The 18,659-nt window shown below is 71.3% G+C and carries 18 protein-coding genes and 1 pseudogene; 9 read left to right on the forward strand and 10 right to left on the reverse strand.

Annotation, left to right across the window (positions count from 1 at the left end):
- The first annotated feature begins 10 nt into the window (after positions 1 to 10).
- On the forward strand, positions 11 to 1,522 hold the full coding sequence (locus tag AC6EH9_RS07345) for an HNH endonuclease signature motif containing protein (RefSeq protein ID WP_498421854.1): 1,512 nt from the start codon (positions 11 to 13) through the stop codon (positions 1,520 to 1,522).
- A gap of 208 nt (positions 1,523 to 1,730) precedes the next feature.
- Here AC6EH9_RS07345 and AC6EH9_RS07350 read toward each other — a convergent pair whose 3' ends face one another.
- Together AC6EH9_RS07350 and AC6EH9_RS07355 are read right to left on the reverse strand one after the other, a co-directional pair.
- Positions 1,731 to 2,042, reverse strand: a complete 312-nt coding sequence (locus tag AC6EH9_RS07350) for a recombinase family protein (RefSeq protein WP_498422260.1) — start codon at positions 2,040 to 2,042, stop codon at positions 1,731 to 1,733.
- Positions 1,958 to 2,356, reverse strand: a pseudogene (locus tag AC6EH9_RS07355) (recombinase family protein); the annotation flags it as partial. The pseudogene AC6EH9_RS07355 and the gene AC6EH9_RS07350, both read right to left, overlap by 85 nt.
- Before the next feature lie 94 nt (positions 2,357 to 2,450).
- On the opposite strand from AC6EH9_RS07355, the gene AC6EH9_RS07360 reads away from it, so the two are divergent.
- A complete protein-coding gene (locus AC6EH9_RS07360; RefSeq protein WP_498421855.1) occupies positions 2,451 to 3,239 on the forward strand; it encodes a hypothetical protein in 789 nt (262 codons plus the stop codon).
- A 79-nt stretch (positions 3,240 to 3,318) separates the two neighbouring features.
- On the opposite strand, the gene AC6EH9_RS07365 is transcribed toward AC6EH9_RS07360, so the two are convergent.
- Together AC6EH9_RS07365 and AC6EH9_RS07370 are read right to left on the reverse strand one after the other, a co-directional pair.
- A complete protein-coding gene (locus AC6EH9_RS07365; RefSeq protein ID WP_498421856.1) occupies positions 3,319 to 3,903 on the reverse strand; it encodes a hypothetical protein in 585 nt (194 codons plus the stop codon).
- Between the two features lie 66 nt (positions 3,904 to 3,969).
- Positions 3,970 to 4,407, reverse strand: a complete 438-nt coding sequence (locus tag AC6EH9_RS07370; RefSeq protein WP_498421857.1) for a hypothetical protein — start codon at positions 4,405 to 4,407, stop codon at positions 3,970 to 3,972.
- A gap of 265 nt (positions 4,408 to 4,672) precedes the next feature.
- Between AC6EH9_RS07370 and AC6EH9_RS07375 the strand changes: the two genes are divergently transcribed.
- Positions 4,673 to 4,882, forward strand: coding sequence for a hypothetical protein (locus tag AC6EH9_RS07375; protein ID WP_498421858.1), 210 nt, complete (start codon positions 4,673 to 4,675; stop codon positions 4,880 to 4,882).
- Between the two features lie 199 nt (positions 4,883 to 5,081).
- On the forward strand, positions 5,082 to 5,273 hold the full coding sequence (locus tag AC6EH9_RS07380; protein WP_498421859.1) for a hypothetical protein: 192 nt from the start codon (positions 5,082 to 5,084) through the stop codon (positions 5,271 to 5,273).
- A 235-nt stretch (positions 5,274 to 5,508) separates the two neighbouring features.
- Here the strand turns inward: AC6EH9_RS07380 and AC6EH9_RS07385 are convergent, their stop codons facing one another.
- The 4 genes from AC6EH9_RS07385 to AC6EH9_RS07400 all read right to left on the reverse strand — a co-directional run bounded on the left by AC6EH9_RS07385 (position 5,509) and on the right by AC6EH9_RS07400 (position 10,008).
- Positions 5,509 to 5,685: a hypothetical protein gene (locus AC6EH9_RS07385; RefSeq protein ID WP_498421860.1), complete on the reverse strand. Its 177-nt coding sequence runs from the start codon at positions 5,683 to 5,685 to the stop codon at positions 5,509 to 5,511.
- Between the two features lie 409 nt (positions 5,686 to 6,094).
- Positions 6,095 to 7,108, reverse strand: coding sequence for a threonine aldolase family protein (locus AC6EH9_RS07390; protein ID WP_498421861.1), 1,014 nt, complete (start codon positions 7,106 to 7,108; stop codon positions 6,095 to 6,097).
- Positions 7,109 to 7,117: 9 nt separating this feature from the next.
- On the reverse strand, positions 7,118 to 8,467 hold the full coding sequence (locus AC6EH9_RS07395; protein WP_498421862.1) for a class II 3-deoxy-7-phosphoheptulonate synthase: 1,350 nt from the start codon (positions 8,465 to 8,467) through the stop codon (positions 7,118 to 7,120).
- Positions 8,468 to 8,541: 74 nt separating this feature from the next.
- Positions 8,542 to 10,008 carry an APC family permease gene (locus tag AC6EH9_RS07400; RefSeq protein WP_498421863.1) on the reverse strand — a complete coding sequence of 489 codons (1,467 nt, stop codon included), beginning with the start codon at positions 10,006 to 10,008 and terminating at the stop codon, positions 8,542 to 8,544.
- 82 nt (positions 10,009 to 10,090) lie between these two features.
- Between AC6EH9_RS07400 and AC6EH9_RS07405 the strand changes: the two genes are divergently transcribed.
- Entirely contained in the window at positions 10,091 to 11,464 is a 1,374-nt protein-coding gene (locus tag AC6EH9_RS07405; protein WP_498421864.1) for a MurL-like N-terminal domain-containing, read from the forward strand.
- A complete protein-coding gene (gene murD / locus AC6EH9_RS07410) occupies positions 11,451 to 12,821 on the forward strand; it encodes a UDP-N-acetylmuramoyl-L-alanine--D-glutamate ligase (RefSeq protein WP_498421865.1) in 1,371 nt (456 codons plus the stop codon). The genes AC6EH9_RS07405 and murD overlap by 14 nt, the downstream gene beginning before the upstream one ends.
- Before the next feature lie 98 nt (positions 12,822 to 12,919).
- On the opposite strand, the gene AC6EH9_RS07415 is transcribed toward murD, so the two are convergent.
- Positions 12,920 to 13,945, reverse strand: a complete 1,026-nt coding sequence (locus AC6EH9_RS07415; RefSeq protein WP_498421866.1) for a 6-phosphofructokinase — start codon at positions 13,943 to 13,945, stop codon at positions 12,920 to 12,922.
- A 144-nt stretch (positions 13,946 to 14,089) separates the two neighbouring features.
- On the opposite strand from AC6EH9_RS07415, the gene AC6EH9_RS07420 reads away from it, so the two are divergent.
- Together AC6EH9_RS07420 and glpK are read left to right on the forward strand one after the other, a co-directional pair.
- Entirely contained in the window at positions 14,090 to 14,956 is an 867-nt protein-coding gene (locus tag AC6EH9_RS07420) for a DUF1028 domain-containing protein (protein WP_498421867.1), read from the forward strand.
- Positions 14,953 to 16,428, forward strand: coding sequence for a glycerol kinase GlpK (glpK, locus tag AC6EH9_RS07425; protein WP_498421868.1), 1,476 nt, complete (start codon positions 14,953 to 14,955; stop codon positions 16,426 to 16,428). Before AC6EH9_RS07420 ends, glpK begins: the two co-directional genes overlap by 4 nt.
- 22 nt (positions 16,429 to 16,450) lie before the next feature.
- Here glpK and AC6EH9_RS07430 read toward each other — a convergent pair whose 3' ends face one another.
- Positions 16,451 to 17,371 carry a hypothetical protein gene (locus AC6EH9_RS07430; RefSeq protein WP_498421869.1) on the reverse strand — a complete coding sequence of 307 codons (921 nt, stop codon included), beginning with the start codon at positions 17,369 to 17,371 and terminating at the stop codon, positions 16,451 to 16,453.
- A gap of 64 nt (positions 17,372 to 17,435) precedes the next feature.
- Here AC6EH9_RS07430 and AC6EH9_RS07435 point away from each other — a divergent pair, with 64 nt between their 5' ends.
- A complete protein-coding gene (locus AC6EH9_RS07435) occupies positions 17,436 to 18,659 on the forward strand; it encodes an oxygenase MpaB family protein (RefSeq protein ID WP_498421870.1) in 1,224 nt (407 codons plus the stop codon).

An 18,659-nucleotide genomic window follows, 5' to 3' on the forward strand; every position in this document is an offset into this window, starting at 1 on the left:
AGTGAGTGTCATGGAGATCACACTCGGCCCCGACGGCACCGGTGACGGTGCCGCTGGTGGCGCGGTCGCGGTGGTCTCCTGCGCCGAGGAGGCTCTGGCGGGGTTGGACTCGGTGCTGTGGGCCAGCAGGACCTCCGAGGAGCTGATGGACGGGGTTGCTGCCTTGGAGGGGCTGCGGGCGCACCTGGCCGCGGTCGAGGCCGAACTGCTGGGCGAGATCCACGCCCGTGCCGCAGCCAAGACCGAACGGGCCTGGGCCTCCACCGGGGACTGGTTCACCCACCTGGGTGGGCTGCGCCGCGCGCAGGGCAAACGGGCGGTCGACCACGCCGGGTTGCTGTGCGGCGACCGGCAGGCGACGTTGGCGTCGTTGCGGGCGGGCCGGGTCTCTCCCGAGCAGGCCGGCGTGATCGTGGATGCGGTCGAGCAGCTGCCCCGCAACCCGCGCCTGCGGGCGGAGGCTGAGGCGCTGTTGCTGGGTGAGGCCGAGCGCCTTGATGCCTCGGAGCTGGCCAAGGCCGCGCGGCACCTGGTCCACGTCGTCGACCCCGAGCGCACCGAACGCGACCTGGAGAAGGCCCTGGACCGTGCGGAGCGGGCGGCGCACCTGGACCGGTTCCTGTCCCTGGTCGACGACGGCGCGGGCGGAGTCCGCCTCAAGGGGCGTGGGTCAGTGGAGGACGCCGCGGTCCTCAAGGCCGCGCTGTTGCCGTTGACCAAGCCCCAACCGGCGTTGAGCGACGACCCCGACGAAGGGTGTGGCGGGGAGGTACTGGATCCGCGCGACCACGGCGCGCGGCTGTGGGACGCGCTGATCCAGACCGCCCAACACGCCCTGGACACCGACCAGGCACCGGAGTCGCACGGCGCCCGGCCGCGGGTCACGGTCACCCTCGACTACACCGCCCTGACCCGTCACCTGGACTGCAAGGCGCCCACCACTGCTGAGGGCAACTTCGCCGCTTCGGAGGGTGGCATCGACTGGTCGCTCCTCGGGACCGCGCTGCCCGACGACCTGGCCGCCGGGCTGGGGGTCACCGACGAGGGCATCACCCTTTCCGCGGCCACCGCACGACGGCTGGCCTGCGACGCCGACCTGATCCCCGTCGCCCTCGGCGGACCCGGTGAACAACTCGACGTCGGCCGCGCCCACCGCCTGGTCACCCCCGCCCTGTGGCGCGCCCTCGTCGTTCGCGACCGGCACTGTGCGTTCCCGGCCTGCACCCGGCCCCCGGTGATGTGCCACGCCCACCACCTCACCCACTGGGCCGACGGCGGCACCACCGCACTCGACAACCTGGTGCTGGTATGCGGCCACCACCACCGCACCCTGCACCACAGCCCCTGGCAGGTCCGGCTCAACCCCCACGACCGGCTACCCGAGTTCCAGCCACCCCCGCCCCGCAGACGACCTCACCACAGCCACGGCCAGCACCACGACGGCCACAACGGCCTCCCACACACCGACGGCCCGGCCCCGGCACCTCCCGACTGGACCCGCCACCGACCCCGCCGGGAATAGCGCCACGGCGCCTGGAAAGCCCTCGGAGGCCGCCGCCTGAGTCAGCGCCCCACCCCCCGCAGCGTCCGCTGCCCCGCACAGCCTGGCGAGTGGTCCGACCACCGCGGCGTTGGGCTCAGGTGGACCCCGCGGGATCCGCACGCCCAACCGCAGCACCCCACCGAGCAGACCGCCACGAGCGGCTCAGGCGTGAGAGCCCTCCTGACGCTCAGCGTGCTCCTCCAGGCCCCTGCGCTCGCGCTCGTGGACCCACACGCCCCTCAGGTCGAGGATGCTCCAAGCCTCGCCTGGCGTTCTCCCGGATGGTGTCGACATGCAGCTGCGCGAACACGGCCACGGTCCCGAACAGCGCGCGTCCCATCGGGGTAGTGGTGTCGATTCGGACTCGGTGAGGGACTTGATGTTCACGCCGCGCTCGTGGAGCTCGTTGATCGTCTCGATCGCCATCGTCGTGGTGCCGGCGAGCCGGTCCAGCGCGCGTACGACCAGGGTGTCCCCCGCCCGCATGTACTCCAGGCATGCGACCCACTGCGGCCGGTCCGGTAGCCGGCTGGACTCGCCGTGGTCGACGAACACCCGAACGGCACCGGCTGCAGCTAGCTCGCGTTCCTGTGCCGCTGGATCCTGCTCGCGGGTCGAGACCCGCGCATACCCGACAGCCCCCACCACTCCCCCAACCTCGCTGATCGTCCCGAAAACGGCACCGCCGCGGTTCCGGTGCAAATCAGTTTCGGTTGAGAGTTCCGGTTGGCGCGCCTGGGCGTGTCGTACGGGGTCGTCGATCCGGCCGACGAGGCGCACCGAAAACGATCGGTTGCGCGTCGTTGTAGGCATTCCACAGAACTTTCACCGCAGCCGTGTCTGTCTCCGGGGCCTGACCCTCGGATGCCTTGGCCGGCCGCCCTCGGGCCAAGGCAAGATGCAGACCGTGGCGAAGTTGAAGTACGTCTGGTTTTGGCCCAATGGCGGCCCCGTCGACGGGCAATGGGGCGACACCCCCGCGGAGGATGCGTTCGCGCGCACCTCACGACGGGTTACCGAGCGATACAGCGAGGCCCTAGCAACCTTCGGCATCGAGGCCCGACGATCAGCAGTGCAGATGTTCATAGCTCAGCCGGCGGAGCTCACCTCCAAGGTCGAGCTTCGCCTCGGCCTCCACCCAGCCGGTGACGAGACCATCGGCGCGCTCGTGCCTCCCAGCGTCGCTGACATGAGTCCAGCCGACCGGGCACGCCTCGTCCTCGAGGTCGTAGACACCGCCATGCAGCGGATCGGGCAAGAGCGCGGATGGCCCCAAGACGCCCTCCGGCAGGCACGACAGCACACCCTCGATCACCACCTGTCCTTCGACATGGCCGGTCCATGGAAGACCAATCCCCAGCGCACGCGCCGGGCCCGCCCGGTAGCGCGGATCACCGACGAGGGGTGGAGCGAACTGTGCTTCGAGGTAGCCGACGCCAAGTCGGGACACGCCCTAGGATTCACCCGCGCGGTGAGGAGCCCCGCGAACTCTCTGCCAAAGTTCAATCGATCGTCCAAAGAGTCGAGGTGGGCGGACGAAACGACCATCGAGCGACCGGACGGCTGGCAGACCCGGCTGGTCAGCGACTGGGGCAAGGTGGACGCCTTCGATGCCGACGAGCTACATCCCTGGCCCCTGGTCACCTATCCCCTGGCTGCACGCTCCCCATTGCCTATCGAAACAACAGAGCTCTGAGAACCACTGAGCACCTCACGTAACCAGCGCGCCCCCTACAGCCCGCGAGCACACTCATCTGTCGATGAGCGGGCGGGTCCTACAGGTCTTGGCTCTCCGCGCCTTCAGCCAGATCTGACCAGAACGGGACGTGGGCGCGATCCGGTGACGGGTGCAGGGGCGGGACCTTGAACTCGTGGGCCACGTAGTCAAGGAGGTCGTCGCCGTAGTAGATGACGTCGGCCTGGTGCACCGAGAAGACAGGGCTGGGTCGGTACTCAGGGTCGACCGTCAGGTACCGATGGGAGAAGATCGGCACCAATCGGGGAACACGAGCCAGATGGGCACGTGCGTGGCGCTCTTTCTCGGCGTGGTCGTCAGGACGTTCGCCCCACGATGAGGGCCAGAACGCGTTGTTGTGCACATCGAAGACCACGCCGTCGATCGGCCAGTTGAGTCGGCCCCGCAGGTTCTCCGGTGATCCGTTGCGCCAGTCGGGCCACGAGGGCTCACCTGCTGGCAGAGCCGACTGAAGCAACTGACGGTGTTCGGGGCCGAAGGTGAAGTTGAACTGGTCTTCGATCCGCGAGACTTCGGCGTCGGACAACCCTGGGTCAAGCCGCACACTGGCTGCCTGCAGGCGCTCAAGAGCCCGAGCAACAAGATCTTCCATGTCGGCGATCATGCCGGACAGAACGCACTCACATGCCGCTGGTCGAGCGGCCGTGCTCGCTGCCTGCGCGAAGACGCGCTAGGGAGCAATCCAGACCTTGGGCTCGCTTTCCGCGGCGCTCATCTGTCCAAAGGACAGTGTCTTCTTGAACCTGCTCCGCGTGTAGGGCAGCAGCACGACCAACGCCGCCCCTTCTTGATGCTCAAGTTCCACTCGAACCGCATCGGAACCGTTGGCCCGGACGTCTGCGACGAACGCCACTGCTCGAGCGGCATCAACATTGGCCCTCCCTGCGCCATAGAGCAGCCCCAATACCTCATCAGAGGCGGGGTGCTCCCCCAGCCCCGGATCGGCAGCGGTCAGCGACGACTCACCCTTGCTCGATACAGAACCCCCGAACGGATAGAACTCACCGTTCTTTCCGAGCAACTCCTCCGCAAGTGGCAGTACGACGTTGAGTAGACCGTCGAGGTCGTCCTGGACCGATGGGGAGGCTGCGTCCCGCCAAGAAGTCATGGCATCGGATCCTGGCACGGTGAAGCGGACACCTCACACAAAACGCACTGTCTGGCGAAACCCGCGCGTCGACTCACTGGTCCGGACGTACTCGGCGAAGCACGCATTCACCCGTCAGACTTCGGTCATGCCAGGGAGCGATGAGCGTCGAGCCGCATCTCAGAGCATGCCTATGGCTCTGGCTCAAATCGTCCTGCTCGGCGCTCTTGTCTGGGCCTGGTCAGGTGACACCGAATCGGCCTCGGGGACGATTGACTGGGCATACGTGGCCCTCACCCTGGCCACGCCGAAGCTGCTGGCTGGCTCGTTTCTGATGGCCAGACGTATCCGGCAGCGAACGGACCCTTCCATATCTCGCGCCGGCCGAGTGCTCGGGTGGGCCGCTCATTACACGACCCTGACCATCCTGGTCCCGACCGCCGTGTTCGCGCTGCCGAGCACCCTGATCGCGATCTTCATCGACCCCGTCGGCTGACACTTCCGCTCGCTCATGCCGCGCCCCGAACGTCCGTAACGCCGCGAAGCAGCGGAGCCATCGAGCCCCGCGGCTCCTGGCGCAACGAGCACCATGGCGACTGGAAAGCACCCCAAGCAGCGAACCGAACACCTCCCCCAGCGAGCGAGGCATCCCACATATGAGTCGCCGGCGTCGAAACCCATCAGAAGGGCGCGCCATGCTCTTCGCGGTGAGCTTCCTAGCCGCTACAACTCTGGCTGGGACGGTGGTCGCAGTCATGGGCCACACCACTGCCGCAGCGGCGATCTGGATAACGGGCCCGTGCATCCCTGTAGCCATCATCTTCGTCAAGCCCTGGGTTGCCCTCTTCGCTCCTTCCGAGGGCAGCGACGGCGACGACACGCTCTGAGCACGTCCCTCATGCGCGCGGCGGGGCTCCGGCCTCGTGATGTCGGCGGCAGCTATGGAAGGCCTCGGGGAATCGCGACGTTCAGAACCGACCAATTGTGGTCGACCATTCACGAGCGGCGACTCCCACGAGAGACCTGCAGTCCGCCCGATGATGGGAAGGCCATCCCGGCCCGTCGACACCACCTCGGCCACCCGAGACGAACTCGTGGGCGTCGGTTCGCCTGCTGACGCATTCAGCGCTGCGGCTTGGTGCCCTTGAGTCCTTCCCGGAACCCCTGGGCGGCTGCTACCAGCGCCGGCAGCGCGTAGAAGGCCGACAGGAACACAAGCACCGACCACAAGATCGCGGCCGGCATCTCCCAACCTAGGAGGCCCAGCAAGGCAACAACACTGACGAGCACGACGCCCACGATTAGATACCTGGGGCGCACCCGCCCAGCCCAAGCGGAGAACGCCACAAGCCCTCGACCAACGGATCTCATGCCCCGCATGGTGCCTCACCGACTGTCGATAGCCCACAAACGGAGATCTGCCTCCCGAAAGTCGCAACCGAAACCTCCCGGTGTTTCGGCTGACAGGAATCGGTGCGACGTTGTGAAGACGTTTTCGGTGACCCGCCAGGTGCCGCACCGAAAACGATCGATTTCGGGGGTTGTCCAAGCCCCGGGGTCGTGGACCCTCGAGGGGGTGGTAGGCACACCAGGCGGCACCCGGGGCTTCCAGATGGTCGAGGTCGCCTCGATGGCCGAAGCCGAGGAGATCGCGCGCCGGCTGCGCTGAGCCGGGCTCAGCCGAGGCCGGGCTCAGACGAGGCCGGGCTCAGACGAGCCGGGCGAGCACCGCGGCGGCACGCTCGGCGTCGGCCCGGCTGACGTCGAGGTGGGTGACCAAGCGCACCGTGGTCGGTCCCACCGTCGCTACCCGGACGCCCTCGGCCGCAGCCGCGGCCACCAGAGCGGCGGCCTCGGCGGCGTCGCGGCGTTCGACGACCACGATGTTGGTGTCCACGCCGGCGGGGTCGACACCGCACGCCTCGGCCAGCAGCCGGGCGTGCGCGTGGTCGTCGGCAAGCCGCTCCAGCTGATGGTCCAGGGCGTGCAGGCCGGCGGCGGCGAGGATGCCGACCTGACGCATCCCGCCGCCCATCCGCTTGCGCCAGATCCGCGACTCGGCGATCGCCTCGGCGCTGCCGACGACCAGCGAGCCCACCGGCGCGCCCAGCCCCTTCGACAGGCACACGGCCATCACGTCGGCCACCGCGCCGTACTGCTCGAGCGGCGTCTCGGTGGCGACGTGGGCGTTCCAGATCCGGGCGCCGTCCATGTGGATGCGGGTGCCGACCTCGTCTGCCCAGGCGCGCAGGGCTCGCAGGTCCTCCAGGGGCAGCACCGCGCCCCCGGCGAAGTTGTGCGTGTTCTCCACCGAGACCGCGGCGGTGGGCACGAAGAACGGACCCATGTCGGGGGCGTAGAGCCGGCGCACCGCGGCCAGGTCGACCTGGCCGCGGTCAGCGGTCCAGGTCCGCATGGTCAGCCCGGTGTACGCCGCGTGGGCGCCGAGCTCGGCGCGGGCGATGTGGGCCGAGGACTCGCAGAGCACCTCCTGGCCCACCCCGACCACGGTGCGTACGGCGAGCACGTTGGCCATCGAGCCGGTCGGGGTGAACAGCCCCGCCTCGTGGCCGAGCAGGCCCGCGACCCGCTCCTCCAGCGCGCGCACGGTCGGGTCCTCGCCGTACACGTCGTCGCCGACCTCGGCGTGCGCCATCGCGCGGCGCATCTGCTCGGTGGGACGGGTGAGCGTGTCCGAGCGCAGGTCTACGAGGTCGGCCATCGGTCGGTATCAGGCCGTGCGGGGCCCGGCCGCACGCAACATCTCGGCGACCAGGAAGGCCAGCTCGAGCGACTGCACCCGGTTCAGGCGCGGGTCGCAGACCGACTCGTAGCGGTTGCCGAGGTCCATCTCGAGCAGGTCCTCGCCGCCGCCCACGCACTCGGTGACGTCGTCGCCGGTCAGCTCCACGTGGATGCCGCCGGGCCAGGTGCCGAGCGAGCGGTGCACGTCGAAGAAGCCCTGGACCTCCTCGATGACGTCCTCGAAGCGGCGGGTCTTGTAGCCCGAGCTGGCCTCGAAGGTGTTGCCGTGCATCGGGTCGCAGACCCAGGCCACCTGGATGCCGGCCGCGGTCACCTTCTCGATCAGCGGCGGGAGCCCGTCGCGGATCTTGCCGGCGCCGAAGCGGGTGATGAAGGTGAGTCGCCCGGGGATGTTGTCGGGGTTCAGCTTGGCGGCCAGCGCGATCGCGTCGTCGGCGGTGGTGGTGGGACCGAGCTTCACGCCGATCGGGTTCTTGATCCGGCTCAGCATCTCCACGTGCGCCCCGTCGAGCTGCCGGGTGCGCTCGCCGATCCAGACGAAGTGCCCCGACACGTCGTACGGCTCGTGGGTGCGCGAGTCGATGCGCGTCATCGCGTGTTCGTACTCCAGCAGCAGCGCCTCGTGGCTGGAGTGGAAGTCGACCCGGTGGAACTCGGCCGGGTCCGCGCCGATCGCCTGGATGAAGTTGAGCGCCCGCTCGATCTCGTTGGCGATCGCCTCGTAGCGCTGCCCGGCCGGCGACTCGCGCACGAAGTCGGTGTTCCAGGTGTGCACCTGGCGCAGGTCGGCGTAGCCGCCGGTGACGAAGGCGCGCACCAGGTTCAGCGTGGCCGCGGAGGCGTGGTAGACGTCGACCAGCCGCTGCGGGTCGGGGATCCGCGACTCCGGCGTGAACTCGAAGCCGTTCACCGCGTCGCCGCGGTAGGCCGGCAGCGTCACCCCGTTGCGGGTCTCGCTGTCGGAGGAGCGGGGCTTGGCGTACTGGCCGGCGAGCCGGCCGACCTTCACCACCGGCACCGAGGCGGCGTAGGTCAGCACCACCGCCATCTGCAGCAGCACCCGCAGCTTGTTGCGCACGTTGTCGGCCGTCACGCCGGCGAACGTCTCGGCGCAGTCGCCGCCCTGGAGCAGGAACGCCTCGCCGCGGGTGACCGCCGCGATCTTCTCGGTCAGCTCGTCGCACTCGCCGGCGAAGACCAGCGGCGGGAAGGTGCGCAGCTTGGCGACCGCGGCGTCGACGGCACCGGCGTCGGGGTAGCTGGGCTGCTGGGCCGGGCCGAAAGCGTGCAGGTCGGCGAGGTCGGGGAAGGTCACCCGGGAAGTTTACGCGGCCCCGGCCACGCCGCCCGAATCCGTCCGCGCCCGCACCGGCCCGCTCGCCGCTGTCGTCACTGCGAGAGGTGGTCGATGTCGCGGAAGCCCGTCTTCTTGGCGCGCACCCCCCGGTTGGTGAGCCAGGTGAGCAGCCACAGCGCCACGCCGATCCCGATCAGCACGGCCGCGATCTGGTACTCGATCGTGGCCCGGTCGACCCACGGCCCCAGCAGGAACAGGCACAGCAGGCCGGCCACCACCGGGGTGGGGCCGGGCGAGGTGAAGGTGCCCCGGGCATCCGGGTCGCGGCGGCGCAGCACCATGCAGGACACGTTGACGATCGTGAACACGCCCAGCAGCAGCAGCGAGGTGGTGCCGGCGAGGCTGCTCACCACCGTGCTGTCGGGGTCGGAGGAGACGTACCAGATCAGGCCGACGGCGAGCAGCGTGCTGAAGATGATCGCGACGTACGGCGCGCGGGAGCGGTGCGAGATCCGTCCCAGCGAGCGGGGCAGCACGTCCTGGCGGGCCATGCCGTAGAGCAGCCGGCTGGCCATCAGCATGTTGATCAGCGCGGTGTTGGCGACCGCGAACACCGCGAGGAACGGGAAGACCTTGTCGATCGGGAAGTCGGGGGCGCCCTTGCTGACGACCTCCAGCAGCGCCCGGCCCTCGGACTCGTTGATGGTGGCGAGCTCGGAGGGGGTGAGCACCGCCACCACCGCCACCGCGACCAGCATGTAGAAGATCACCGCGATGCCCAGGCCGGTGAACATCATCTTGGGGAAGATCCGCTCAGGATTCTGGGTCTCCTCGACCATGTTGACCGAGTCCTCGAAGCCCACCATCGCGAAGAACGCCACGGAGGTCGCCGCGGTCACCGCGAGGAACATCCCCTTGTCCTCGGGCGACTCGAACATCGTGATCCGGCTGAGGTCGCCGTCGCCCTGGGTCATCGCCCAGAACCCGACCCCGATGACGATGCCCAGCGCGGTCATCTCCACCACGGTGAGCACCACGTTGAACTTCACCGACTCGCCCACCCCGCGCAGGTTGATCAGCGCGAGCAGGACCATGAAGGCCATCGCCACCAGCATGGCGCCGGTGCCCGTCGGGTCCAGCCCGGTCTCCCAGCCGGCGCCCTCGAGGCCTCCGATCAGGTTCTGCGCCAGCACGTTGGAGGATGTCGAGGCGCTGGTGATGCCCGAGCAGATCACCGCGAAGGCGACCAGGAACGTCACGAAGTGCAGGCCGAAGGCCTTGTGGGCGTAGAGCGCGGCGCCCGCGGCCTGGGGGTACTTGGTGACCAGCTCCAGGTAGGACATCGCGGTGAGCGTGGCCACGATGAACGCGACCAGGAATGGCAGCCACACCACGCCGCCGACGATGCCGGCCATCTGCCCCGTCACGGCGTACACGCCGGCGCCCAGCACGTCACCGACGATGAAGAGCAGCAACAGCTTGGGGCCGAGCGCTCGGGTGAGCTCCTCCGGTGCGCCGTCGTCGGATGCGGTGGGCTGCACCTGTGCTGTCGGGTCCATCTCGACCTCCGGTTCCTAGGCCCGCCGGTCGAGGGCCCGTCTCCGCAGCGTTCCCAACTCTGGCGGACCTATACTGGCCAGAGTGCAGCAACTCCTGAGCGCCTCGCCCTCCGCCCTGCGGTTCGTCTACGAGGATCTCGTGATCTCCGCGGACCTCTCCCGCGTCGAGCTCCACTACCGGATCACCGACGGTGCCGAGTCAGCCGACTTCGTCGAGGTCGTCACCCTGCCCGGCCCGCCCAGCCCGGACGTCGACGAGGACGTCTTCCGCGCCCTCGCCCGCCGGCTGTGGCTGGTCGCCGGACTCAGCTACTACAAGACGGTCGTCCCGGAGCTCGTCGAGGTGCCCTCGGGGCTCACCGTCTCCGAGCGGGAGTTCCTGGCCGAGACGGTCCGCAAAGGCCTGGGCGAGTTCGCCTATCGCAACGACCTGCCCGCGGCCCTGACCCCCCGGATCGAGGCCCCGGACCGGCCGGGCGACGCCGGGCGCGGCGCCGGGAGCGCCGGTGAGCGCACCGTCTCGCACGCGGAGCCCGCGAGCGCGCTGGTGGCCGTCGGCGGCGGCAAGGACTCGATCGTCACCATCGAGTCGCTGCGCGCGCTGCCCCTCTCGGTGCGGCTGTTCTCGGTCAACACCTACGACCCGATCACCCGGACCGCCGAGGCCGCGAGGCTGCCCCTGCTCACCGCGCTGCGGCGCCTGGACCCTCGCCTGCACGAGTGGAACGCCGCCGGCGCGCACAACGGGCACGTCCCGGTCACCGCGATGAACTCGGTGATCGCCTGCCTGACCGCGCTGCGCTCGGGTCTCGACGCGGTGGTGTTCTCCAACGAGGCGTCCTCCTCCTACGGGAACCTCACCTGGCAGGGGTTCGAGGTCAACCACCAGTGGTCCAAGGGCCTGGCCTTCGAGTCGCTGCTGCGCGAGGCGCTGGCCGAGCTGGGCACGCCGCTGGAGTACGTGTCGTTCCTGCGCCCGCTCTCGGAGCTGGCGATCATGCGGCGCTTCGCCACGCTCACCGACTACCACCCGGTGTTCACCAGCTGCAACCGCTCCTTCCACCTCGACGAGTCCAAGCGCCGGTCCTGGTGCGCCGACTGCGACAAGTGCCGCTTCGTGTTCCTCACCCTCGCGCCGTACCTGCCGCGGGAGAAGCTGCTGGCGATCTTCGGCGCCGACCTGCTCGCCGACCCCGCGCAGCTCTCCGGCTTCCTGGACCTGCTGGCGGTGGGCGAGGGCCACAAGCCGTTCGAGTGCGTCGGCGAGCCGCTGGAGTGCCGCGCCGCGCTGGCGCTGCTGCGCCGGCACCCGGACTGGGCCGAGCACCCCACGCTGGCGCTGCCGGTGCTGCGCGACGTGCAGGTCAGCGAGGAGGAGATGGCCGAGGTCTTCTCGTTCTCCGAGCGGCACTTCCTCTCCGGCGCGCTGGAGAAGGCCGCCCGTGCGGTTCTCTGACCTCCTCGGGCGCCGGGTCGCGATCTGGGGCTACGGCACCGAGGGCCGGGCGGTCGAGCGCCACCTGGTCGCGCTCGGCATCGACGCCGTCATCGCGCTGCCCGACGCCCCGCCCGACGCCCCGCCCGACGCCCGGCCCACGCCGTACGACGCGCGGCCGGCGCTGCCGCTGACCTACGGCGCCGAGGCGGTGGCGGCGCTCGAGGCCGCCGAGGTCGTGGTGAAGTCCCCCGGCATCCCGGCAACCTCCGAGCTCTACCGCACCCTGACCGAGCGCGGGGTGGCGCTGACGAGCATGCTGGACCTCTGGCTCAGCGACAACCGCGAGCGCACGATCGCGGTGACCGGCACCAAGGGCAAGAGCACCACCTCCAGCCTGGTGCACCACCTGCTCGCCCACCTCGGGGTGCCCAGCGCCTTGGTCGGCAACATCGGCGTCCCGGTCCTCGACGCGCCGCCGGCCCCGGCCTGGGCGGTGGTCGAGGTCTCCAGCTACCAGGCGCAGTCGCTGTCGGTGTCCCCGCACGCGGCGCTGGTGACCTCCCTGTTCCCCGAGCACCTCCCCTGGCACGGCTCGGTCGAGCGCTACTACGCCGACAAGCTGCACCTGCTCGACTTCGGCCCGGAGCTCGTGGTGAGCAACGGCGCCGACGCGCGGCTGTGCGCGCGGGTGGCCGAGCACACCGGCCCCGGGACCCGGGTCGCGCTGACCGGGCCCGAGACGCCGCACGTCTCGGCGGCCGGAGACGTGGTGTGGCCGGGCGTGGGCACCCTGGCGGCCGGGGACATCCCGCTGCCCGGTCGCCACAACGCGCAGAACATCGCGATGGCCCTGCTCCTGGTCCGCGACCTGGGGCTGATCCCGCCCGGGTGCGAGCCCGAGGCGCTCGCCGCCGTCACCACCTTCCGGCCGCTGGCGCACCGCCTGGAGACGGTGCCCTCCAGCGACGGGCGGGTCTGGGTCGACGACGGGCTCGCCACCGCCCCCGAGGCGGTGGTGGCGGCGCTGGGCTCGTGGCCCGACACCCACGTCGCGCTGGTCTTCGGCGGCCAGGACCGCGGCCTGGACTTCTCGCCCCTGCTCGAGCACCTGGCCGAGCGCTCGGCCCCGGTCACGGTGCTGTGCATCGGCGCCGCCGGAGCCCGGCTGCTCCAGACCGCGCCGGCGGTGCTCGGCCAGCGCCCGGACGGGCCCACCCTGCTCGGGTTCGCCGGGCTCGAGGCGGCCGCCACCTGGGCGCGCTCGGAGCAGAACCCGGCGCGGGTGGTGCTGCTCTCCCCCGGCGCCACCAGCTTCGACGAGTTCAGCGACTACGCGGCGCGCTCGGCGCGGTTCCGCGAGATCGCCGACGCCTGACCTCGCACGACGACTGACGCCGTACCCCCTGCTCCCAGGCGGTACGGCGTCAGTCGCGCTTGTCCCTCAGGCGGTGCCGTCAGAGCGGCACCGCAGCCTCAGCCGAAGAAGACCTCGGCGGCGGCGTAGTCGTCGGGCTGGACGAGCTTGAGCTCGCCGGTGCCCACCGACAGGTCGACCCGGGCGATCTTGGTGCCGTGCAGCGCCATCATCTTGCCCCAGTCGCCCTCGGCCACGGCGTCGGCGGCCTCCAGGCCCAGGCGGGTGGCCAGCCAGCGGTCGAACGCGGTCGGCGTGCCGCCGCGCTGGACGTGACCGAGGACCACGGAGCGGGCCTCCTTGCCGGTGCGGCTCTCGATCTCCTGCGCGAGCCGCTCGCCGATGCCGCCGAGGCGCACGTGCCCGAAGGCGTCGAGCTCGCCGGTCTGCAGGGCCATCTCCCCGCCCTTGGGCGTGGCGCCCTCGGAGACCACGATGATCGGCGCGAACTCGTGCTCGAAACGGCTCTCGACGTGAGCGCACACGGACTCGATGTCGAAGGGCTGCTCGGGGATCAGCACGATCGCCGCGCCGCCGGCGATGCCGGAGTGCAGGGCGATCCAGCCGGCGTGGCGACCCATCACCTCGACGACGAGGGCCCGCTTGTGCGACTCCGCGGTCGTGTGCAGCCGGTCGATCGCCTCGGTGGCGATGTTCACCGCCGTGTCGAAGCCGAAGGTGAAGTCGGTGCCGGACAGGTCGTTGTCGATCGTCTTGGGCACGCCGACGACGTTGACGCCGAGGTCGGCGAGCTTGGTGGCCACCCCGAGGGTGTCCTCGCCACCGATCGCGACCAGCGCGTCGACACCGTCCGCGGCGAGGTTGTCCTTGATCCGCTCGACGCCGCCCTCGATCTTGAACGGGTTGGTCCGCGACGAGCCGAGGATCGTGCCGCCGCGCGGCAGGATCCCGTGTGTGGTCTCCACCGCCAGGGGCATGGTCAGCCCCTCCAGCGGTCCGGCCCACCCGTTGCGGTAGCCCACGAACTCGAAGCCGTGGACGGTCTCGCCCTTGCGGACGACTGCTCGGATCACCGCGTTGAGACCGGGGCAGTCCCCGCCTCCGGTCAGCACACCTACGCGCATCGTGTCTCCTCTTGCCTCGTCGATTCGGACTTCAAGACAACAGCCTGCCACGTCGCCGGTCGACACAGAGGGGACCAACGCACCGAGGTCGCATGACCAGAGTCACCAGCCTCGCGGTCGATGCGAGCCACTAGCCTGAGCGCCATGACGTTCTCGATCGTGGCCCGCTCCGCCGACGGTGAGTCCTGGGGGGTCGCCGTGGCCTCGAAGTTCCTGGCGGTCGGCAGCGCCGTGCCGGCCGCGGTCGCCGGGATCGGCGCGATCGCCACCCAGGCGCACGCCAACGTCGCCTACAAGGGCCTCGCCCTGGCGCACCTCGACGACGGCGCCACCGCACCGGTCGCGCTGCAGCGGCTGCTCGAGGAGGACGAGCTGCGCGAGGAGCGCCAGGTCGGCATCGTCGACCTCGACGGCGTGGCCGCCACGCACACCGGGGCCAACTGCTACGACTGGGCCGGCGGGATCGTCGGCGACGGGTACGCCATCCAGGGCAACATCCTCACCGGTCCCGAGGTGGTCGCCGCGATGCAGCAGGCCTTCGAGTCCAGCGACCCCGAGGCGCCGCTGGCCCGCAGGCTGATGGCAGCGCTGGTGGCCGGCGACGAGGCCGGCGGGGACCGGCGCGGGCGGCAGTCGGCGGCCCTGCTGGTGGTCCGCGAGGACGCCGGGTACGGCGGCCTCGACGACGTCGCGGTCGACCTGCGCGTCGACGACCATGTCGCGCCGTGCACCGAGCTGCAGCGGCTGCTCGACCTCAACGACCTCTTCCTGACCGCCTCGAGCGAGGAGGAGAAGGTCGCGGTCACCGAGGACCTGACCGCCGAGATCCAGACGATGGTGCGCGCGCTGGGCCACGCGGACCTGCACGAGTGGGTGGGCACCGAGAACTTCGAGATGCGGGTGGCCCCCTCCGGGTCCTGGATCGACCGTCGGGTGCTGGGCCTCCTGCGCGAGCGGGCCGGCGCACAGCGCGGCCAGCAGGACGGCCTGCAGGACGGGGCCCGCGGATGAGCGTGCTCGCCATCGACGCCGGCACCACCGGCGTCACCGCGCTCGTGGTCACCTCCTCCGGCACCATCGCAGCCCGCGGCTACCAGGAGTTCGCCCAGCACTTCCCGCGCCCGGGCTGGGTGGAGCACTCCCCCGAGGAGATCTGGCAGGCCACCCTCGAGGCCACCCGCAGCGTCCTCGCGGCGTACGACGGCGACGACCTGCGCGCGATCGGCATCACCAACCAGCGCGAGACCGTCGTGCTGTGGGACCGGGAGACGCTGTCGTCCCCGCGCCGCGCGATCGTCTGGCAGGACCGGCGCACCGCCGACGTCTGCGTGCGGCTGCGCGACGCGGGCCACGAGGACCGGGTCCGCGAGCTGACCGGGCTGCGGCTCGACCCCTACTTCTCCGGCACCAAGCTGAGCTGGCTGGCCGAGCACGAGCCGCACACCTGGGCCCTGGTGGAGTCCGGGCGGTACGCGATCGGGACGGTCGACTCCTACCTGATCGCCCGGATGACCCGCGGCACCTGGCACGTCACCGACGTCTCCAACGCCTGCCGCACCCTGCTCTTCGACCTGACCACCGGCGACTGGTCCGACGAGCTGTGCCAGCTCTTCGGGGTGCCGCGCGACGCGCTGCCGGAGCTGGTGCCCAACTGGGGCGAGATCGCGACCAGCGACCCCCGGGTCTTCGCCGGCCTCAGCCTCCCGATCGCCGGCCTCGCCGGCGACCAGCAGGCGGCCCTGTTCGGGCAGACCTGCTTCGACGAGGGCGACTCCAAATGCACCTACGGCACCGGGTCGTTCATCCTCACCAACACCGGCGGCACCGCGGTGCGCAGCGACGCCGGGCTGCTGACCACCGCGGCCTGGCGCGCACCCGACGGCAAGCTCACCTACGCCCTCGAGGGCGCCATCTTCGTCACCGGCGCGGCCGTGCAGTGGCTGCGCGACGGGCTGCAGATCGTCGGCTCGGCCGCCGAGACCGCGGCGGTCGCGGCCACCGTGCCCGACAGCGGGGGCGTCGTGTTCGTGCCGGCCCTGACCGGGCTGGGCGCCCCGCACTGGGACCCGCAGGCGCGCGGCACGATCCTCGGCATCACCCGGGGCACCACCCGGGCGCACCTGGTCCGCGCGACCCTCGAGGCCATCGCCTTCGAGGTCCGCGACGTCCTGGACACGATGCCCGGGCTGGTCTCGCTGCGCGCCGACGGCGGTGCCAGCGCCAACGACCTGCTCTGCCAGATCCAGGCCGACCAGCTCGGCGTGCCCGTCGAGCGGCCCCGGATCGTCGACACCACGGCGCTGGGGGCGGCGTTCCTGGCCGGCCTCGGCACCGGCGTGTGGTCCTCCACCGACGACCTGCGCGAGACCTGGCAGCTCGACCGGAGCTTCGCGCCGAGCGGCGACCGGGCTGACGCGGACGCCGCCCACGCCCGGTGGCGCGAGGCCGTCGAGCGGTCCAAGGGGTGGGCCGAGCTGAGCTGAGCCGGGCTCAGCCCACCTCAGCTCAGCTCAGCGCGGCCCGCGCCGTCTCGACCGCCCGGGTCGCCTCGGCCACCGTCTGCTCGGCCTCGGTCCGGACGTCCTCGGCGTCGGCCAGCTCGTCCTCGACCTCCTCGGCCCGGGTCTCGAGCTCGGCGATGCGCCGACGCAGCTCCTCGAGCTCACCGTGCAGCTGCAGCCCGCGCGCCTCGAGCTCCTCGGCCTCGACAGTCGCCGAGGACAGTGCCGCCTCGGCCTCGCCGAGTCGCTCCTGGGCGCCAGCCAGCCGCTCCTCGGCCGCCCGCCGCGCCTTCGCCTCCGCGTCCGGATCGGGTACGACGCGCAGCTCGGGGCGCGCCTCGCCGGCCTCCCCGGGGTGGGCGCGCTCCTGACGGGACGCCTCGAAGCCCAGCGCGTCCGGCAGCGCCACCGCGTCCGCGAGCTCCACCTCCCCGACCCCGGTGACCGCCAGCGCGCCGACCAGCAGCCCGCTGCGCACGGCACGGGCACAGTCGGCGTCGATCATCGCCGCGGTGAGCGTGGCCTCCACCTGCTCGGCCACGGCCTCGGTGACCTTGTGGCCCTCCTCGCGCGCCAGCCGCCGAGCGCGGGTGGTCACCGCCGCGGTCAGCATCCGCCGCTGCTTGGTGAGCTCGCGCAGCTGGCCGGCGTCCAGGTCGGCCTGGGCCTGGCGCAGCGCCTCGCCGACGGCGACCAGCTGGTCCACCTCGTCGGTCTCGCGGCGCACCAGCAGGTTGACCACCCAGGCGGCCACCGACGGCTTGCGCAGCGCCTTGACCCGGGCGGCCAGCTCCTTGTCGCCGGCCTTGAGCTCCTTGGCGCGGGCGTCGCGGGTGGCGGTGAACTCCGCCAGGGACAAGGCGTAGAGCGCGTCGGCCACGCTCAGCAGGGCGCTGGCCGGGGAGTCGGGCGCATCGGAGGGCACGCCGGTGAGCATAGGCCGCGCACGACGGCGTGACGCGGAGCACACGAGTCCCTATCCTGACAGCATGACTGTCATCGTGGATCGTCCCGAGGTGCCGACGAGCGTGCGCAACCGTGCCGAGGCGCTGCGCCGCCACGGTGAGCACGCCGCGGCGTACTTCGCCGGGATGTGGGACGGGGACCCGCTCGCGGACGCCTTCGTGGCGGACTTCGCCCGGATCGGACACGGCCGGGCGATGCGGATGCTGCGTCAGGCCTGCCGCGAGGGCATCGACGCGGTCGCGGACGCGCCGGACTCGCTGCGCGCGCTGTTCGCCCAGCTCGACCACGTGCCCTCCTGGGTCGACCTGGACCGCGTCGAGGCGGGCAACGCGCAGACCGCGCGCTACGCCCGTCAGGCCGGCATCGTGCTGGGCGCCGCGTCGCTGGTCTCCGGCTACGCCAACTCCGCGGCCTCGCGGCCGCTGGAGATGACCGGTCGCTACATCGAGAGCGCCGGGGTGCGCACCATCGAGGTGGGCTCCTGGCTGCTGGAGACCAACCGCGTCGGCGGCCTGCGCCGCGACGGGGCGGGCTTCGAGCTCACCGTCCGGGTGCGGATCATCCACGCGCTGGTGCGCCACCACCTGCGCGACGCGGCGCAGTGGGACGAGGCCGCGTGGGGCGTGCCGATCTGCCAGTCCTACCTCGCCTACACGCTGATCGAGTTCTGCCTGATCCCGGTGCGCGGGATGCGCGCCATCGGGGCTCCCTACCTGCCCCACGAGGTCGCCTCCTACTACGAGGGCTGGCGCTACGTGGGCTACCTGATGGGGGTCGACGAGGCGCTGCTCCCCCACGACCGGGCCGACCAGGAGCGGCTCGAGGAGCTCTACCTGCTGACCCGGCCCGAGGTCGACGACTACTGCCGCCGCCTGGTCGGCAGCATCAACACCGAGTTCCTGGTCCCCGAGATCGAGCAGCTGCTGCCCGGGCGCCCCGCCTGGCTGCGCCGGCTGGCCCCACCGGTGGTGCACGCCCTGGAGCGGGTGTTCATCGGCGACGACATCGCCGATGAGCTGGCCATCCCCGACACCCGGCTCAAGCACCTGGTGCGCGCGGCGGGGCCGGTGCTGGCCGGCGTCAACGCCACCCTGGACCGCAGCGCCCGGCTGCGTGCCCTGCGGACCCGGCGCGGCCTGCGGATGCGGGAGCACCAGGAGGCCCGGCTGCGCAGCCGCTACGGCGTGCAGCACGACCTCGTCGACGCCTCCCCCGACGGCGGCCGGCCGCACCCGGCCCGCGGCTGA

This window comes from Nocardioides sp. Z21_20 (genome assembly GCF_059766585.1).

What these genes read in the sequence shown, in the direction of transcription:
- AC6EH9_RS07420 (WP_498421867.1), top strand. Translation starts at nt 14,090, where the DNA reads ATGACGTTCTCGATCGTGGCCCGCTCCGCCGACGGTGAGTCCTGGGGG.
- AC6EH9_RS07370 (WP_498421857.1), bottom strand. Translation starts at nt 4,407, where the DNA reads ATGACTTCTTGGCGGGACGCAGCCTCCCCATCGGTCCAGGACGACCTC.
- AC6EH9_RS07400 (WP_498421863.1), bottom strand. Translation starts at nt 10,008, where the DNA reads ATGGACCCGACAGCACAGGTGCAGCCCACCGCATCCGACGACGGCGCA.
- AC6EH9_RS07380 (WP_498421859.1), top strand. Translation starts at nt 5,082, where the DNA reads ATGCTCTTCGCGGTGAGCTTCCTAGCCGCTACAACTCTGGCTGGGACG.
- AC6EH9_RS07390 (WP_498421861.1), bottom strand. Translation starts at nt 7,108, where the DNA reads ATGGCCGACCTCGTAGACCTGCGCTCGGACACGCTCACCCGTCCCACC.
- AC6EH9_RS07435 (WP_498421870.1), top strand. Translation starts at nt 17,436, where the DNA reads ATGACTGTCATCGTGGATCGTCCCGAGGTGCCGACGAGCGTGCGCAAC.
- AC6EH9_RS07350 (WP_498422260.1), bottom strand. Translation starts at nt 2,042, where the DNA reads ATGCCTGGAGTACATGCGGGCGGGGGACACCCTGGTCGTACGCGCGCT.
- glpK (WP_498421868.1), top strand. Translation starts at nt 14,953, where the DNA reads ATGAGCGTGCTCGCCATCGACGCCGGCACCACCGGCGTCACCGCGCTC.
- AC6EH9_RS07415 (WP_498421866.1), bottom strand. Translation starts at nt 13,945, where the DNA reads ATGCGCGTAGGTGTGCTGACCGGAGGCGGGGACTGCCCCGGTCTCAAC.
- AC6EH9_RS07365 (WP_498421856.1), bottom strand. Translation starts at nt 3,903, where the DNA reads ATGATCGCCGACATGGAAGATCTTGTTGCTCGGGCTCTTGAGCGCCTG.
- AC6EH9_RS07345 (WP_498421854.1), top strand. Translation starts at nt 11, where the DNA reads ATGGAGATCACACTCGGCCCCGACGGCACCGGTGACGGTGCCGCTGGT.